Raw genomic sequence first — 18049 nt, forward strand, 5'->3', positions numbered from 1 at the left:
ATCAGCGTTCCTCTGTGGCGACCGGTAAGCGCGGTTTACGCCGCAGTTTATCCATATACAGATAGACCACCGGGGTGGTGTACAGCGTCAGCAGCTGGCTCATCACCAGACCGCCAACGATGGTGATCCCCAGCGGCTGGCGCAGCTCCGCCCCGTCACCGCTGGTCAGCACCAGCGGCAGTGCGCCAAACAGTGCGGCGAGCGTGGTCATCATAATCGGGCGGAAACGCAGCAGGCTGGCCTGGAATATGGCGTCGCGCGCCGTCATCCCCCCGTTACGCTGGGCATCGAGTGCGAAGTCGACCATCATAATGGCGTTTTTCTTCACGATGCCGATCAGCAGCATAATGCCTATCAGGGCGATCAGGCTGAACGGCGCACTGAACAGCTCCAGCGCCAGCAGCGCGCCTACCCCGGCGGAAGGCAGGGTCGAGAGAATGGTCAGGGGATGAACATAACTTTCATAGAGGATCCCCAGGACGATATACACCGTGGCGATGGCGGCGACGATCAGCCACAGCTGGCTGCTCTGCGTCTGCTCAAACACAGCGGCGGTTCCGGAGAAACTGCCGCGTACGCTGGACGGCACGCCCAGCGACGTGATGCTGCGATCAATGGCGGCCGAGGCCTGCGACAGCGACACCCCTTCCGGCAGGTTAAACGAGACGGTAGAGGCCGCAGACAGGCCCTGATGGTTCACCGACAGCGGTGAGTTCGCCGGCTGCCAGCGGGCAAACGACGACAGCGGAATGGACTTACCCTCGCTGTTGATCACGAACATCTGCTTCAGGGCGCTGATATCCTGGGTGTAGCGTGGGTCCACCTCCATTACCACTTTGTACTGGTTCAGCGGCTGATAGATGGTGGAAATCTGGCGCTGGCCGAAGGCGTTATTCAGCAGATTATTGGCATCGGCAACGTCAATTCCCAGCCGTGACATGGTGGCGCGATCGTAGGTCAGCGCCATCTCCGCCCCCTTATCTTCCTGGTCAGAGTTGACGTCCGCCAGCTCCGGCAGGGCGGCAAAGGCGCGACGGATTTTCGGCTCCCATTCGCGCAGATCGTCAAGACTGTCTGACAGCAGCGTGTACTGATAGCCGGCATTGGATTCACGTCCGCCGACGCGGATGTCCTGTACCGCCATCAGGAACAGGTTCGCGCCTGGTTCTTTCGCCAGTTTACCGCGCAGACGGGCAATCACCTGCTGGGCCGTATCGCTACGCTGGTTCAGCGGTTTGAGCGAGATAAACATCGAGCCGCTGTTAGTGCGCGACCCGCCGGTAAAACCGACCACGCTGTCGACCGCCGGGTCAGCATGGACAATGCGCATAAAGTCTTCCAGCTTACCGCGCATGGACTGGAACGAGATGCTCTGGTCGGCCTGGATAAAGCCCATCAGTCGCCCGGTGTCCTGTTCCGGCATAAAGGTTTTAGGAATGGAAATATAGAGGTAAACGGTCAGACCGATGGTGGCCAGGAACACCAGCAGCGTCCAGCGCGCATGCTCCATCACCCGGTGCAGCGTGCGGCCATATCCCTGCTGAACGGCCAGCAGTACCCGGCCAAACCCGCGAATACGCGGCTGGGTGTGTTTGGGCTTATTGCGCAGCAGCAGCGCGCACATCATGGGCGTGAGAGTAATGGAGATCACCAGCGAAATAGCGATCGCCACCGACAGCGTGACGGCAAACTCCTTGAAGAAACGACCGATGATGCCGCCGAGCATCAGCAGGGGGATAAACACCGCGATCAGCGAGACGCTCATCGAGACGACGGTGAAGCCGACTTCGCGTACCCCCTGCAGTGCGGCCTGCAGCGGCTTCATCCCGGCTTCGACATGACGCGAAATATTTTCCAGTACGACGATGGCATCATCGACCACAAAGCCGGTCGCCACGGTCAGTGCCATCAGCGACAGGTTGTTCAGACTGAAACCACACAGGTACATCGCGGCAAAGGTGCCGATCAGCGACACCGGCACAGCCACTGCCGGGATCAGCGTGGCACGGCCGGAGCGCAGGAAGACGAACACCACCAGGATCACCAGACCGACGGAGATAGCCAGCGACTGTTCCACCTCATGCAGCGAGGCGCGAATGGTCGGTGAGCGATCCTGGGCGACCTCCAGGTGAATCGACGCGGGGATAATGTTGCTCAGTTCAGGCAGCTCACCCCGGATGCGATCAACCGTATCAATGATGTTGGCTTCGGGTGCTTTGCGGATCAGCAGCAGGATCGCCGGGCGGGCGTTGGACATCCCGGCATTCCGCACGTCCTGCACCGAGTCGGTCACGCTCGCCACATCCTGCAGGCGCACCGCCGCGCCATTATGGTAATGCACGATCAGCGGCTGATATTCAGCGGCGGTCTTCAGTTCATCGTTGGTCTTCAGCCACCAGCGCTGGTGGCGATCTTCAATGGCCCCCTGCGGCTTACGCACGTTGGCGCTGGCGATGGCGGTACGTACCGCATCCAGCGACACCCCCTGATTAAACAGGGCCTGCGGATTGAGCGCCACGCGCACCGCCGGCAGTGAGCTGCCGCCGATGCTGACGTCCCCGACGCCCTCAATCTGCGACAGTTTCTGCGCCAGCTGCGTTGAGGCATAGTCATACAGCTGGCCCGGCGAGTAGGTGTCTGATGTCAGCGTCATGATCATAATCGGCGCATCTGACGGGTTTGCTTTACGGTAGGTGGGGCGGCTGGGCATCCCGGTGGGGAGCAGGCTCTGTGCGGCGTTAATGGCCCCCTGTACATCGCGCGCGGCACCGTTAATATCACGCTCAAAATCAAACACGAGGATGATGCGTGTGCTGCCGAGCGAGCTGGTCGAGGTCATTTCGGTGATCCCGGCGACGCGGCCCAGCGCACGCTCCAGCGGTGTCGCCACCGAGGAGGCCATGGTCTCTGGTGAGGCACCCGGCAGCGAGGCACTGACCATGATCACCGGGAAATCGACCTGCGGCAGTGGGGCAACCGGCAGGAGCCGGAAGCCCAGAATACCGGCCAGCAGGATCGCCACGGTCAGCAGTGTGGTGGCGATGGGGCGGTGAATGAACAGGGCGAAGAATTTCACTCGGCCTCCCGCTTCACCAGGCGACGGGTCGCCCGGGACAGACGGTCAAACAGCAGGTAGATCACCGGGGTGGTAAACAGCGTCAGCACCTGGCTGACCACCAGGCCCCCGACCATTGCCGTCCCCAGCGGGCGGCGCAGCTCCGCGCCGACGCCGGTACTGAGCATCAGCGGCAGAGCGCCGAACAGCGCCGCCAGAGTGGTCATCAGGATCGGACGGAAGCGCAGCAGGCACGCCTGGTAAATGGCCTCGTACGGGGTCATCCCTTTTTCGCGCTCGGCCGCCAGGGCAAAATCGATCATCATGATGGCGTTCTTTTTCACGATACCGATCAGCAGAATAATGCCGATGATGGCAATCACATCCAGCTCGCTGCCACTGATCAGCAGCGCCAGCAGAGCACCCACCCCGGCGGTAGGCAGCGTCGACAGGATGGTGACCGGATGAATAAAGCTCTCGTAGAGCACGCCCAGCACGATATACATCGCTACCACGGCGGCGACAATCAGCCACACGGTACTGGACAGCGCAGCCTGGAAGGCGAGCGTGCTGCCCTGGAACTGCGTCATGATCTCCGACGGCATGGCAAGGGATTGTTCCGTCTGGCTGATGGCGTTGACCGCCTGCTCCAGTGAGTATCCCTTATTCACATCAAACGAGAAGGTGGTGGAAGGGAACTGGTCAAGGTGATTAATCGTCAGCGCCGTGTGGCGCTGCTCCACGCGGGCAATCGCACTGAGCGGCACGCTGCCACCGTCCGTACTCTTCAGCCGGATGCTCTGAAGCGCGGCCAGGCCCGGGGTACTGGCCGTGTCATGCTCCAGCACCACCCGGTACTGATTGGCCTGGGTATAAATCGTTGACACCAGACGCTGGCCGAAAGCGTTATACAGGGCATTATCCACATCTGAAAGAGAGATGCCCAGGCGGCTGGCGACATCACGATCGACGCGGATATAGGCTTCCAGCCCCTGATCCTGCCAGTCGCTGCTCACCCCTTTCAGCTCGGGGCGGGTGGCCAGTTTCGCCTGTAATTTGGGGACCCATAGGCTGAGCGACTCCAGTGAACCGGCCTGTAGCGTGAACTGATACTGCGTCCGGCTGGCCTGGGTATCAATCGTCAGGTCCTGCACCGGCTGCAGCCAGAGGGTAATACCGGGCAGGTTGTCGATCTGCGCCTGCAGACGGGCAATGACCGCCGGAATGCGGTCAGCCCGTTCATCCAGCGGTTTAAGGTTAATCTGCAGTCGCCCGCTGTTCAGCGCGGCATTGGTGCCATCCACGCCAACAAAGGAGGTCAGGCTCTGTACCGCCGGATCTTTCATAATGATCGAGGCCACTTCCTGCTGGCGCTGTGCCATATTGCTGTAAGAAACCGACTGCGGGGCCTGTAAGGTTCCCTGAATAATGCCGTTATCCTGTACCGGGAAGAAACCTTTCGGGATCACCAGCCACAGCAGCACCGTCAGCGCCATGGCGCCGATGGCCACGCCCAGCGTCAGCCACGGATGGCGGAGGACTTTTTGCAACATGCGGCCATAGCGGGCAATCACCCGTTCAAACACCGCTTCGCTGGCGCGCGAGAAACGGTTCTGTTTACGCAGTGATTCCGCGCTTAACATGCGTGCGCACATCATCGGCGTCAGCGTGAGCGACACAATCGCGGAGATCAAAATGGCCACCGCCAGCGTGATGGCAAACTCGCGGAACAAACGGCCGACGATGTCACCCATAAACAGCAGCGGGATCAGGACTGCGATCAGCGAGAAGGTGAGGGAAATAATGGTAAAGCCAATCTCTCCCGCCCCTTTCAGCGCGGCAGTCAGCGGCTTTTCGCCTTTTTCGATGTAGCGCGAAATATTTTCAATGACCACGATGGCATCATCGACCACGAAGCCGGTGGCAATGGTCAGCGCCATCAGGGTCAGGTTGTTCACCGAGAAGCCAAAGAAATACATTGCCGCGAAGGTGCCGATTAATGACAGCGGCACAGCGACAGCCGGAATAATCGTGGCCGCCACGTTGCGCAGGAACAGATAAATAATCATCACCACCAGCGCCAGAGCAAGCAGCAGCTCAAACTGCACATCATGGACGGATGCGCGGATATTGGTGGTACGGTCGGTCAGCAGTCTGACGTCCACCGACTTAGGCAGTGAAGCGGTCAGGGCAGGCAGCATCTGGCGAATATTATCGGCGGTGGCAATGATGTTCGCCCCGGGCTGACGCTGAACATTCAGCACAATCGCCTGCTGCCGGTTGGCCCAGGCCCCGAGCCAGCTGTTTTCCGCGCCCTGTTCCACGCTGGCGACATCGCCCAGCCGCACCGGCGCGCCGTTCTGGAACGCGACGATCAGCTGCCGGTAACCCTCGGCGGTTTTAATCTGGTCATTGGCCGACAGGGTGATGGATCGTTCCGGCCCGTCCAGGCTGCCTTTGGCCGAGTTCACGTTGGCGTTGCTGATGGCGGTACGTACGGTTTCGCTGGTGATATTCATCGCCGCCAGCGCCTGAGCATTGAGTTTCACCCTGACAGCCGGACGCTGCCCGCCGGACAGCGTGACCAGGCCCACGCCGGAAACCTGGGAAATTTTTTGCGCCACGCGGGTTTCCACCATATCAGCGACCTGAGTCATCGGCAGGCTGGTGGTGGTGACGGCCAGGGTCATAATGGGCGGATCCGCCGGATTCACCTTGCTGTAAACCGGTGGGTTAGGCAGGTCAGACGGAAGCAGGTTGGTGGCGGCATTGATCGCGGCCTGCACCTCCTGTTCGGCCACGTCCAGCGGCAGCTCCAGCTGGAACTGCAGGGTGACGACCGAAGCGCCGCCAGCGCTTTGCGACGCCATCTGTTTCAGGCCGGACATCTGGCCGAACTGCCGTTCCAGTGGCGCAGTGATCGCCGAGGTGATCACGTCCGGGCTGGCCCCGGGATACAGGGTGACGACCTGAATTGTCGGATAGTCGACTTCCGGCAGGGCAGAGACGGGCAGGGCGCGATAGCCGATAATCCCTGCCAGCAAAATAGCAATCATCAGCAGCGTGGTGGCTACCGGACGCAGAATAAACTGGCGGGATGGCCCGCCGCCGGGCGTTGGGGGCATCACCTGCATCAGTCGCTGGCTCCCCTGGCGGGCTGGGCACTTTTACCCGAGGTCAGCGGTGTGGCCTGTGGGGCAACCACCTCGACTTTCGCCCCTTCTGTCAGGCGATCAATGCCATCGGTGACCACCTTTTCCCCGGCCTCCAGCCCGGCTTTGATCACCACTTTTTCACTGTCCTGGAATTCGATGGTGACGATTTTTTTACTCACCTTATCGTCACTGTTGACCACCCAGACAAAGCTGCCCTCATTGCCCATCTGCAGCGCTGCGGCCGGAATAACAATCGCATCCTGCAGCGTGCTGACTTTCAGTCGGGCGTTGACAAATTGATTCGGGAACAGGCGGTCGTCCTGATTGGTAAAGCGGGCTTTCAGCTTCACCGTACCGGTGGTGGTATCGATCTGATTATCCATACTCAGTAACGTTCCCTGGGTCAGCAGCGTGGTGTTGCCGCGATCCCAGGCTTCGACCGGTACGGGCCCGCTTTTTTGCGCGCTGAGGATCGCAGAGATATCATTTTCCGGCAGGCTGAAAACCAGGTCGATCGGGTGAGTCTGGGTGATCACCACAATGCCGTTGGTGTCGCCACTGGAAATATAGTTGCCGACGTCGACCTGCTTCAGGCCCACGCGACCGTCGATAGGGGCAGTGACCCGGCTGTAGGTGAGGTTGAGCTTCGCACTGGCGACGCTGCCCTCATCGGCTTTCAGCGTGCCCTGGCTTTCACTGACCAGTGAACGCTGGGTATCCAGCTCCTGCTGTGACACCAGACTGGTTTTTGCCAGTTTTTCATAGCGGGCGAGGTCGCGCCGGGCGTTGGCCAGCGTGGCCTGACTTTTCGCCAGTTGCCCTTCGGCCTGCATCAGTGCCACCTGATAAGGACGGGGATCGATCTCTGCCAGCAGCTGTCCGGCTTTCACTTCCTGGCCTTCTGTAAAGTGCAGCGCCATCAGGTCGCCATCGACCCGGCTGCGCAGCGTGACGGTATTGGCCGCCGTGACCGTACCCAGCCCGGAGAGATATTGCGGCACGCTCTGCCGCACCGCTTCAGCCGCCTGTACCGGCGAGGCCATGCCACCCGCTGCCCCTGTCCGTCCCGCGCCGCGAGGGCCTTTGCCCCGCGCCGGTTGCGTCCCCTCTGCGGGCTGTGCCTGCGGGCTGGCACTGTGGCTGTACCACCAGTAACCGCCTCCGGCTATCAGCGCAACGGCTATCACCAGTGGGATCAGGGGGAAACGACGCGGTGTATTCATGTTGTTGGCTCTCAGTGGATCAGGCTCATGCCCAGGCAGGACAAAAAGGTGTCCCGAATTTTGTCAGGATAGCGAATTTCAACCGCTGAAAAATGAAGGAATTAAGGATAACTGTATCCTTTACCACTGTCGCGGCGGCATCGTTTCTTTTTTATCTTTTCTGTTAAATACATTGCCACAAATGGACGAAGCAGGATCCGGGTTCTTTGTTAGACTTACGGGCTGCGTTACTGGCTTCTAATCAGGAGGATCATTATGAGTACTTTAGAACATCGCCAACTGGGCCGCTCCGGTATCCAGGTTCCGGTGCTGACCTTTGGTGGTAATGTGTTCGGCTGGACCATCGATGAACAGACCTCGTTTTCTCTGCTGGATGCGCTGGTGGAGAAGGGGCTTAACTTTATTGATACGGCGGATGTCTACTCTCGCTGGGCACCGGGTAATAAAGGTGGTGAATCAGAAGTCATTATTGGTAACTGGCTGAAAAAAAGCGGTAAACGTGACCAGATAGTGCTGGCGACCAAAGTGGGGATGGATCTCGGAGATGGCAAAACCGGGCTGGCACCTGCCTATATTCGCCAGGCGGTGGACGCCTCGCTGAAACGTCTGCAAACCGACTACATTGATCTGTATCAGGCTCACCGTGATGATGCCGATACGCCGCTGCAGGAGACCCTGGCCGCGTTCGATGCGTTAATCAAAGAAGGTAAGGTGCGTGCTATCGGTGCCTCTAACTATGCTGATGACCGCCTGCGTGAGGCGCTGAAAATCAGTGCTGACAACGGGCTGGCGCGGTATGAAACGCTGCAGCCGGAATATAACCTCTACGATCGTGCCGGTTATGAGAGCGGGCTGGAGCAGGTGGCGGTGGAACACGGCCTCGGCGTCATTAACTACTACTCCCTTGCCAGCGGCTTCCTCAGTGGCAAATACCGCAGTAAAGAGGATGCGGCGAAAAGCGCCCGCGGCCAGGGCGTCGTCGAGAAGTATCTGAACGATCGCGGCCTGAAAATCGTCAATGCGCTGGTGCAGATAGCGGATGCCCGTCATGCCTCGCCTGCGCAGGTGGCACTGGCCTGGCAGATTGCCCGTCCGTCGGTCACCGCGCCGATTGTCAGCGCCACGTCGCTGACGCAGGTCGACGAACTGGCGAAAGCCGCCGTTCTCAAACTGAAAGATGAGGATCTTCGTCTGCTGTCGGAAGTCAGTAGCTACTAAACGTCGCTGAATATTACGCACATCAGGCCCGCCTTCGCGGGCCTTTTTTTCGCCCGGCCGTCACCCCGGGTCTGGCCGATATTTTTTCACCCGGTTTCAATTCGTTACTCTCCTGCCCGGTGACTTATTGCCGTTTTCAGGCATGATAGGCGGAATCTTATATTTAACTTTTCGTGCCATTTTTGGTCTCACTGACCTTTCTGCCAGGGGAAATATCATGTCCCAACGATCGCTTCAGGCGTTGTGCCTGATGAGCTTTTTTCTTGCCGATGTGCGTGATGGTCTTGGGCCTTTTTTAGGCATTTTTCTCACCGACAGGCAGTGGACGCCGGATGATATTGGCCTGGTGATGACCGCCGGCGGCCTGGCCGGTCTGCTGGTCACTATTCCCGCCGGGATGATGATCGATGCCACCACCCGCAAACGTCTGTGGTTGCTGGTCTGCTGTGCCCTGATAACGGCGGCTACGCTGTGGCTGTGGTATCGCCCTGAGCCGGTTGCCGTTACGCTATCGCAGATAGCCACCGGCGTCGCCGCCGCCTTTATCGGCCCGGCGCTGGCGGGTATCACTCTGGGGATTACCGGGGAGGCCGGTTTTAACCGCCAGATGGGACGAAATGAAGCGTTTAATCATGGCGGGAATATGACGGCGGCGGTGCTGGCAGGCGTCGCCAGCTGGTACAGTGGCATTGGGGCCGTTTTTGTGTTGATGACCGGCATGGCGGTGCTGACCTCCGTTGCGGTTCTTGCCATTCGTGAACAGGATATCGATCATGCCGTTGCCCGTGGACTGACCTCTGCGCAGGAGGCCACGTCGGTACCACGCCTGTCGGTACTGGTAAAAAATCCGCTGTTGTTGATTACCGGGCTGACCCTGCTGCTTTTCCATCTTTCCAATGCCGCGCTGCTGCCAATGTTAAGTATGCGCGTCGCCTCGGCAACCGGTCCCGGGGCCATTAACCCCGGGCTGTATGCAGCGGCGACGGTGGTGATTTCGCAGTGCGTGATGATCCCGGTGGCGCTGTTTACCGCCGCGCGCATCGAGCAATATGGCTACCGGCGGCTGATTATGGTGGCGCTGATGGTGCTGCCTTTCCGTGCAGCGATTGCCGCCGGATTTGCCGAGCCACTGGCGATGATCCCGGTACAGATTATGGACGGGCTGGCGGCGGGCATTCTCGGCGTGGCGCTGCCGGGATACGTGGTCAGCGTGCTGAAAGGCACAGGGCATGTTAATGCGGGGCAGAGCATTATTATGTTTATGCAGGGGGCCGGGGCGGCGTTCAGTCCGGCGCTGGCCGGATTTATTGCCACGCGCTACTCGTTCAGCGCGGCGTTCAGCGTGCTGGGCGGGGTGGCCCTGTTGTCGCTGCTCCTCTGGTGGCGGGCGGGACGGGCGCATTCAGCGATCTGACCGGGCAGCCCGGTCAGATCGCGAACGGTTAACGGAACATCACCTGCGCCCAGCGTGCGAGGCCCGCGGTAACGGAGCCGAAGTCATCGCCGCTGGCCAGCGGAATATCCGGCAGCTGCTGCTGTAATGCCGCACGCAGCACCGGCGATTTCGCACTGCCGCCCGTCAGATAAATCACGTCAGGGCGCGTGCCGCTGGTATTTAAGGCCAGGGTGACCTGCTCCTGAATGCGCTCAAGCGGCTGGCTGATGGCCGCTTCCAGTGCGGCAACGCTGATGCCCGTTTCCAGTCCGGCATCGATAAAGTCCAGCGCGGTCTGAACCTCGTCACGCTGCGACAGAATGATCTTGCTCTCTTCGGCGGCGCGCACCAGACGATAGCCCAGCCGCTGCTGCCAGACTTTAAGCAGTCGCTGTACTTTAGCCGGTTCGGCAGCATCGCGGATCAGATCCTGCAACTGTTTGCGTGAGGCGGCGGCATAGAAGTCACTCTGCGCCGGGACATCATTAATCGCGACGGCATTCCACCACGGCAGGGCCGGCAGCCCGGTGCCTTTCACGGTTTCACCGCCCAGCCCCAGCAGTGGCATCAGTTCTTTAAACGCCAGCATGATATCGAGGTCGTTTCCCCCCACGCGACAGCCGCTGTGACCCAGCAGACTGTCGCCGCGATCCGCTTTATCGTGCCACTGCGGCCCCATCAGCAGCATGGAGCAGTCGGTGGTTCCCCCGCCGATATCCACCACCAGCACCCGCGTTTCTTTCGTCAGCGTCGCTTCAAAATCCAGCCCGGCTGCCACGGGTTCAAACTGGAAAACCACCTCCTGGAAACCGGCGCGGCTGGCCGCGCGCGCAAGGATACCTTCCGCCTGCTGGTTGGCGTCATCACCGCCCAGCCCCTGGAAGTTGACGGGACGACCGATCACCGCCTGAGTGACGCGCTCATTCAGGTGGCTTTCCGCCGTCTGGCGGATGTGCAGCATCATGGCGCAGACCAGATCTTCGAAGAAAGCGACCTGCTGTGGTTTCAGCCCGCTGGCCCCGAGGAACGATTTCGGGGATTTCACAAACCACACGTCCTCCGGGTCATCCATATACTGTGCCAGTGACGCGAGGCCGAACTTAACGCTGCCCGGCAGGACGTCGATATCCTCTTCGCGGTTAAACGCCAGCGCACGGCGCAGCAGCGCCTGGTTTTCTGCCTGTGGAGTAGGGACCTGATGATGACGGAACAGCCATTCGCTGACGGCATCACGGGTGGGCGCACACAGCATTGAGGGTAAATAAGGCGAGTCCTGCTCTAACGGCAGCAGCTTAGGGGCACCGTTTTCCATGATGGCAATCGAGCAGTTTGCCGTACCGTAGTCGAAACCGATAAACATCGTTTCCTCCGCTGAGTGGGAAAAAAGGGGGCGACTTTAGCCTGAGTGCGCTGGCGGCGCAAGCGGCAAGAGAAGGTTTACGACGTCGTCTTTTATTTATCGCTCGGCTTTGTATAGAATCGCGTCCACAAAATGGAATAACCGCCCTGCCATCCGGCAGAGGGCAGGGAGTGGATGTGAGCTTGTCTGTATTTTTAATCCTGGTGTCACTGACGATTGCCCCTCTGGTCCTTGGGATCACGGCGCTGGTGCTGGCCCTGCGCTGGCGTCATACCCGCTCCCGCTGGGTGCTGCTGGCGTCGCTGCTACCGCAGTCGCTGATCATTGCGCTGTTACTCTGGCCGGGTGGGCTGAGGGTCGTGGAGTTTGCGCATGAGATACTGCTGTTACTGGTGAGCCTGCTGACCTGGCTTACGCTGCTGATGGCACGCTGGCAGCGACGTGATGCCCCGCCGGTGCGCGCGCTGGTCACCGGATGGCTACTGTTTACCGTCCTGACCGCCGCCTTCTGGTTTAACCCGGGCCATCAGAGCACCATGGCATGGACGCAGCACGAGCGGCAGATGCAACATAACCTGACGTTGCTGGAGCAGGGGGCCATCACGCAGCTGAACCGACTCCCTGATGACAGTGCCCGCGAGCTGTTTTACCGCGCAGCGGCAAAAGTGTATCCCGAACAGACCCTGCGTTATTTTATCCGGCGCGGACTTTCGCCGCTGGATAAGGGGGAAAATGGCTACTCTGTCCTCAGCAATGCGATTGAAAGCCACAATGCGGTCGCCCTGAGGCTGTTTTTCTCGGTGATGACCCCGGCTCAGATCCAGTCCCTGACCTTTGATTACGATCCGCTGCGCGATTTGCGTCACGAGCCGCCTGCGGGCGAGGCGCGGCAGCAGCGTTTTTATGCGACGATGGCCCAACTGCTGGCGGCGCGCCCTGACTGGATAAAGCCCCGTCTCCCGGACGCCCCCTCCTACATGACCACCGCCCTGTTTACAGGTATGGGCAGCACGGCGAATTTCCTGCTGGCGTATGAGCCTTCCCCGCAGGGCCTCTGGCGGCTGATGCTGCTGGCGCTGAATGACGACACCGCAACGCTGATGGCGGCAGTGCGTCAGCAGCCGTTGCTGCTTGAGCAAACGCTGTCCGACGGCAGCGGGCGCGATCTGACACTGATGGCCTGGATGATTAAGTATGCTCCACCTCAGACCCGGGCGGCGTTACTCAACAGCGGGCTGATTGTCTGGGATCATTACCTTGAGCCGGAAAGGCAATTCGGTCAGAAAGGGATGACCAATGCCCTGATTGATGAAGCCCGGGGGAACTGGCGCTACCGCGACGAAACCACCAGCGTGCTCCAGCAGGTGCTGGCCAGCGCCATTGCTCAGGGGGTGACCCTGACGCCGAAGCAGATGCTGGCGGTCTTTCGCTATGAAGATGATCCGCACACCCTGCATATCATGCTGAAAGCCGGGCTGCGCTGTGCGCCGCTGCTGTCGGCCAGCGCGCAACTGCTGACCGACGCGGAGCAGGATGCGAAGGTGCGGGGCTGGATCAGTAAGGCCTGTCAGCGCGAGCCGCAGTAAGGGGAAATTATTTGATGGCGAAGTAGCTGTTCATCAGCATCGATGACAGCGACTGACGGGGCGCGATGGTGTCGCCCCACACCATGTCGATGCCAATGGAGGAGAGGGTGTTAAGGGCCACCGGCAGCTCTACGGGCCCGGCCAGAGTAGCAATACCCAGCCGCCTGGCGTGGCCGTGAATGATCGACACCATCATCTCATCCATCAGGTTGCAGTGGACGTTGGCCACCAGCTCGCTGGCGAGGTAAAGATAGTCAATCTCGTCGGCGGGTAGCTGGTTAAACGCATCCAGATTGCGGCCAAAGTCGCGCAGGACAATCCGGCTGCCGGCGGCGCGAAGGCGGGCAATGTTGCGGTGCAGTGCCTCATCAGGCTGGCTGAGAACATCGGCATTGATGGCAAACCAGAGGGTATTGGCCGGTACGCGGTAGCGTGCAAACTGGTCCAGCGTATCATTAATGAAACGGTCATCGCACAGCCCAAAGCCGGAGACCGGCAGTGTCAGGGTCAGGCCTTTACTGATGGTCCCCTGCGCATAGTTCTGGAAGAACTCCCTGATCAGCTTCCGGTCCAGTTCGACAAAAAGATCGCTGTCCTGCAACCCGGCGCGGAAGCTGGTCTCTTCAATTTCATCTCCCTCTGGCGTAAACAGCTGCATTTCTGCCAGCCAGAAACTAGTGGCATGGATTTTTCCTGGCGGAGAGGCGGCCCAGACCTGCAGACGCATAGGTTGCTGAGCAATAATCTGTTCATTTTGCACGCGGCTCATTTCCGGCTTCAGCCGTTTCAGCAGGTGGCTTTCGTAGACGGACAGTCGGCCGCGCCCGTTATGCTTGGCGTGGTAACAGGCCAAATCGGCCTGTGCCATCAGTTCACTGGCGCTGACACTGTCCGCGCTGACGGGGGTGAGACCGGCGCTGGCGCCGACGTGATGTACCCGGCCTTCCCACAGGAAACCATAATCGTTAACGGCGCTGATAATCCGACCCACTGTCTCGCCAGCCTGCTTCAGCGTACAGTCCGGCAGCAGGACGCCAAACTCATCACCGCCGAGGCGGGCGAGGAAATCGCCCGTTCCCAGATGGCGCTGCATCACGCCAGCAATGTCCCGCAGCAGGGCATCTCCGGCCGCATGGCCCGCGGTATCGTTGACGGATTTAAAGCGATCGAGGTCGAGAAACACCAGCACGTGCTGCTGCTCTGTGCCGGAGAGGGTCAGGCGTTTAAGCTGATGTTCGAAGCTGACGCGATTAGGCAGGCGCGTCAGCATATCATGGGAGGCACTGTAACTAAGTCGTTTCAGCATTTCACGGGATTCGCTGACGTCCTGGATAACCATCACGCTGCCGATGTTTTCACCGGCCAGGGTTTTCAGCGGTGACAGGCTGTAATGGACAGCGAACTGCTCACCGGAGCGGTTATGCAGCACCAGCTCCGCATCGGGCTCTCCCGGGGTTTTCTGCTGTGGCAGGTCGCACAGCAGCAGATTTTTACGCTCCGGCCCCTGGCTGCCCTGGGTCAGGTGCAGGATTTCACTCAGGGGGATACCTGATGCCTGATGCTGGAGCCAGCCACTCATTTTTTCCGCCACCGGGTTCATAAAGATCACCCGCATCTCTTCATCGGTGCTGATCACCGCTTCACCGATGGCATCCAGGGTGATATGCATACGCTCTTTCTCTTCGTAAAGGGCGTTGGTAAGCAGACGCAGGGCGGTAATGTCCTGATTTATACCGAGCATACGCTCGACGTTGCCATTCCGGTCCAGCAAAATATTGCACTGAGCACGGATATGACGCACGCCGGTATCCGTATTAATACGAAATTCAACATCAACCGGTGTGGCATTTTTAGCCGCGTTATCAAACATGCGGATAGCGCCCTCGCGGTCGGCCGGATGCAACCTTTTGACCCAGTCCTGATAGGAGGCCTGTGCATTGGCTGGCATCTGATAGAGCTGAAACATACGCTTATCCCAGCTCATCACCCCGTTTTGTAAGTCCCACTCCCAGACGCCAATCCCGCCGGCTTCATTCGCCAGGGTAATGCGTTCCATCAGCCGCTGGTTCACCTCTTCGGTCTTTTTCAGATCGGAAATATCTTCAATCTGCGCAATAAAATAGAGGGGCTGTTGTTCGCTATCACGCACCAGTGACATGGCCAGCAGGACCCAGAGGATCTGGCCATTTTTGTGGATGTAGCGCTTCTCCAGACTGTAGCTTTTAATCTCGCCTGCCAGCAGAGCCTGCATCTGTTCCAGATCGGCGTCGAGATCGGCGGGGTGGGTCAGCGCCTGGAAATTATGGGTGCTCAGCTCAGCTCTGTTGTAACCCAGTATTTTGCACAGGGACGGATTGACCTGCATCCAGTCGCCGCGAGTCGATACCAGCGCCATACCAATGGCTGAATACTCCATGGCGTGACGAAAGCGCGTTTCGCTTTCAGAGATATGCTTACGCTCCTCGCGAAACGAGTGCATCACCAGCGTCATGATATGGCTGGGGATCAGCGCCAGCAGGAACGGAACCCAGGGCATGGACACCAGCATTCTGGCATTGGTGATGTCGTCAGGGATCAACTGCAGGGCCAGCATCAGCGACATCATTGAGATGGTCGCCAGGTAGATCACAAAGGCTTCAAAACGGGGCAGACGGACCGCGCTGTAAAACAGGATCACAATGACAAAGGTAAATGGCCAGGGGATATAGCGCAGTGAGAACCAGCACAGCGCCAGCGTTACCATCAGGGTGAGCAGGGTTTCAAACAGCACGTTCTGGCGCAGATGACGGCGCAGATAATCCGGCTGCCACAGCAGACAAACCGGGCCCAGTGCCAGCATGCCTATCACCTCAGAGATGGTCCAGGTGGTGAAGAACCGCAGCGTCGAGTGGCCGTTAAAGTGCAGCAGCCAGCTGGCCAGCAGCCCGCCGATCAGCGGCGTCATAACACCGACGGCAACCATCATTTTGCACCAGCTGAACAGTGAGTTCAGCGGTTTGTCACGATCCAGCAGCAGGCGCAGCAGGGCGCCTCCCAGCAGTGCCTGGAGCAGATTGACCAGCGGGAACTTCAGGTTGGCCAGCGAAGGGCCGATGACCATAGCGTTCGCCAGCGATACGCCCAGAACGCAGCCCAGCAGCAGCAGGGGCAGGCGGTGTAGCGGATGACGGAACACCACAATAGTCATCAGCGCCGTGGAAAACCACAGCGGCGAGATCTGACCGCTGACCTTGATCAGCTCAAGGCAGTAAAAAGTGACGACAAAACTTAACAACCCCAGCAACAGGGCGTTAACCCATTGCGAATGCGGGGATGTTACAGATGATACATTTTTTGTCGTCATTACATATCCAGCATGGCGCCGATATAGGCATAATCTTAATATCTTATGCTCTTGCTGGCATAACAAATAAGCACTATTTTCGCCAAAACCAAAAGATCGCGTTATTCGGACGATTGAACCGCGCGCTGTCCGGAAAAAGCCGGCTTAAGCGCCATCACTGGCGCAGTTTAAGTAGCTCCTCGCGGGTCCAGGCATGGTCGATACCCGCAATCTGCACAGACAGCCGCTGCAGGAACTGCTGGGTGGTGGCGATGCGACCGTGGCCGATCAGTAATAACGGCAGCAGCAGGGCGATCGCCAGCTGTAAGGGGGAAAACCCCCGTGGCCGGATATGACGCTGGCTGAACAGAAAGACGCTGCTGAGGGTAAACCCCAGCGTCAGTCCGGCGATCACTTCACTGACGGAGTGATAGTTCAATACCAGCCGGGAAAGGCCCACCATCAGGGGGATGAGATAACCACAGGCCACCGCCACGCCGCGCCAGACGTTCGCCAGGCGGCCACTCAGCAGCCAGAGCATCACCGGCCACAGCGTGGCGGACATAGCGCTGTGGCCACTGAAACCGGTAAAGTTGAAGCGCGCGCTGCCAATACCAAACCCCAGAAAAGCAATTTTAGACAGGCTGACCACGGCCCCGGACGTGCAGAACGCGAGCACCCAGTACCAGGCAGTACGTTTATCATCGCTTTTATAGTGGAGCAATAACGCCATAATGGCAGCGGTAGGGATCAGCAACATGCTGTCACCGAAATAGGTTAAAATATGGACGAGATGCCAGGACACACGCTTTCCTTTTTACTGTTTTTCTGCCGGCCAGTTTATCGATGAAAGTGATTGTCGCCTAACGGGAAAGTCTGAAAAGGTCTCAGGCGCTTTTTTCTGGCATCAGCAGGGCTAACTCCCTATAATTGCGCCCGCTATACCCTTCAAATTCATGCTGCAGGTGTGTTGGCAGCCACTGTCTGCCTGTAGCGCTAAATCTGCCGGGTGTGCTCACCCTTATATTGTCTCAGAATCAGGTCTTTAATATATGACTGACAAGTCACATCAGTGCGTCATCGTAGGTATCGCAGGTGCTTCTGCCTCGGGAAAAAGTCTTATTGCCAGTACGCTGTATCGTGAAGTCCGCGATCGTGTCGGTGATGAAAATATTGGTGTCATCCCCGAGGATGCCTACTATAAAGACCAGAGTCATCTCACCATGGAGGAGCGGGTCAAGACCAACTATGATCATCCCAGCGCCATGGATCATAACCTTCTCTTACAGCATTTACAGATGCTGAAAGCCGGGCAACCGATCGATTTGCCGGTATACAGCTACGTTGAGCACACGCGAACCGCACAGACGCTCTGCCTGAAACCCAAGAAAGTGATTATCCTTGAGGGCATCCTGCTGCTGACCGACGCGCGCCTGCGCCAGGAAATGAACTTCTCTATTTTCGTTGATACCCCCCTGGACATCTGCCTGATGCGGCGCATGAAGCGCGATGTTAATGAGCGCGGGCGTTCAATGGACTCGGTGATGGCACAGTATCAGAAGACGGTGCGGCCGATGTTCCTGCAATTTATCGAACCGTCAAAGCAATACGCCGATATTATCGTGCCGCGCGGCGGGAAAAACCGCATTGCCATTGATATCCTGAAAGCGAAAATTAATCAGTTCTTCGAATAAT

The 18049-nt window shown here is 58.8% G+C and carries 10 protein-coding genes; 4 read left to right on the forward strand and 6 right to left on the reverse strand.

What is annotated here, in order from left to right; translation table 11 throughout:
* Position 1: 1 nt before the first annotated feature.
* Genes mdtC through K6L24_RS07420 form a run of 3 tightly spaced genes read right to left on the reverse strand, consistent with a single transcriptional unit; the run spans position 2 to position 7433 of the window.
* Complete coding sequence (gene mdtC / locus K6L24_RS07410; protein WP_118663738.1) at positions 2–3076, reverse strand: multidrug efflux RND transporter permease subunit MdtC; 3075 nt, start codon at positions 3074–3076, stop codon at positions 2–4.
* Positions 3073–6189 carry an MdtB/MuxB family multidrug efflux RND transporter permease subunit gene (locus K6L24_RS07415; protein ID WP_187510074.1) on the reverse strand — a complete coding sequence of 1039 codons (3117 nt, stop codon included), beginning with the start codon at positions 6187–6189 and terminating at the stop codon, positions 3073–3075. The genes mdtC and K6L24_RS07415 overlap by 4 nt, the downstream gene beginning before the upstream one ends.
* Positions 6189–7433 (reverse strand): MdtA/MuxA family multidrug efflux RND transporter periplasmic adaptor subunit, encoded by a 1245-nt coding sequence (locus K6L24_RS07420; protein WP_222682116.1) that lies wholly within the window; start codon positions 7431–7433, stop codon positions 6189–6191. The genes K6L24_RS07415 and K6L24_RS07420 overlap by 1 nt, the downstream gene beginning before the upstream one ends.
* Before the next feature lie 255 nt (positions 7434–7688).
* Between K6L24_RS07420 and K6L24_RS07425 the strand changes: the two genes are divergently transcribed.
* Both K6L24_RS07425 and K6L24_RS07430 read left to right on the forward strand, forming a co-directional pair.
* The gene (locus K6L24_RS07425) at positions 7689–8651 is read left to right on the forward strand and encodes an aldo/keto reductase (protein WP_118663740.1); all 963 of its coding nucleotides are present in this window, start codon (positions 7689–7691) and stop codon (positions 8649–8651) included.
* Positions 8652–8868: 217 nt separating this feature from the next.
* Positions 8869–10065 carry an MFS transporter gene (locus tag K6L24_RS07430; protein ID WP_222682117.1) on the forward strand — a complete coding sequence of 399 codons (1197 nt, stop codon included), beginning with the start codon at positions 8869–8871 and terminating at the stop codon, positions 10063–10065.
* A 28-nt stretch (positions 10066–10093) separates the two neighbouring features.
* Here the strand turns inward: K6L24_RS07430 and yegD are convergent, their stop codons facing one another.
* Positions 10094–11446: a molecular chaperone gene (gene yegD / locus K6L24_RS07435; protein ID WP_118663742.1), complete on the reverse strand. Its 1353-nt coding sequence runs from the start codon at positions 11444–11446 to the stop codon at positions 10094–10096.
* Between the two features lie 182 nt (positions 11447–11628).
* Here yegD and K6L24_RS07440 point away from each other — a divergent pair, with 182 nt between their 5' ends.
* Complete coding sequence (locus tag K6L24_RS07440) at positions 11629–13032, forward strand: hypothetical protein (protein ID WP_222682118.1); 1404 nt, start codon at positions 11629–11631, stop codon at positions 13030–13032.
* A gap of 7 nt (positions 13033–13039) precedes the next feature.
* On the opposite strand, the gene K6L24_RS07445 is transcribed toward K6L24_RS07440, so the two are convergent.
* On the reverse strand, positions 13040–16375 hold the full coding sequence (locus tag K6L24_RS07445) for a diguanylate cyclase (protein ID WP_187510078.1): 3336 nt from the start codon (positions 16373–16375) through the stop codon (positions 13040–13042).
* 154 nt (positions 16376–16529) lie between these two features.
* Positions 16530–17159 carry a phosphatase PAP2 family protein gene (locus tag K6L24_RS07450; protein WP_245006724.1) on the reverse strand — a complete coding sequence of 210 codons (630 nt, stop codon included), beginning with the start codon at positions 17157–17159 and terminating at the stop codon, positions 16530–16532.
* A gap of 247 nt (positions 17160–17406) precedes the next feature.
* Between K6L24_RS07450 and udk the strand changes: the two genes are divergently transcribed.
* A complete protein-coding gene (gene udk, locus K6L24_RS07455) occupies positions 17407–18048 on the forward strand; it encodes a uridine kinase (RefSeq protein ID WP_062742835.1) in 642 nt (213 codons plus the stop codon).
* The last annotated feature ends 1 nt before the right edge of the window (position 18049 follow it).

It is taken from the genome of Erwinia persicina (assembly GCF_019844095.1).
GTDB lineage: Bacteria > Pseudomonadota > Gammaproteobacteria > Enterobacterales > Enterobacteriaceae > Erwinia > Erwinia persicina.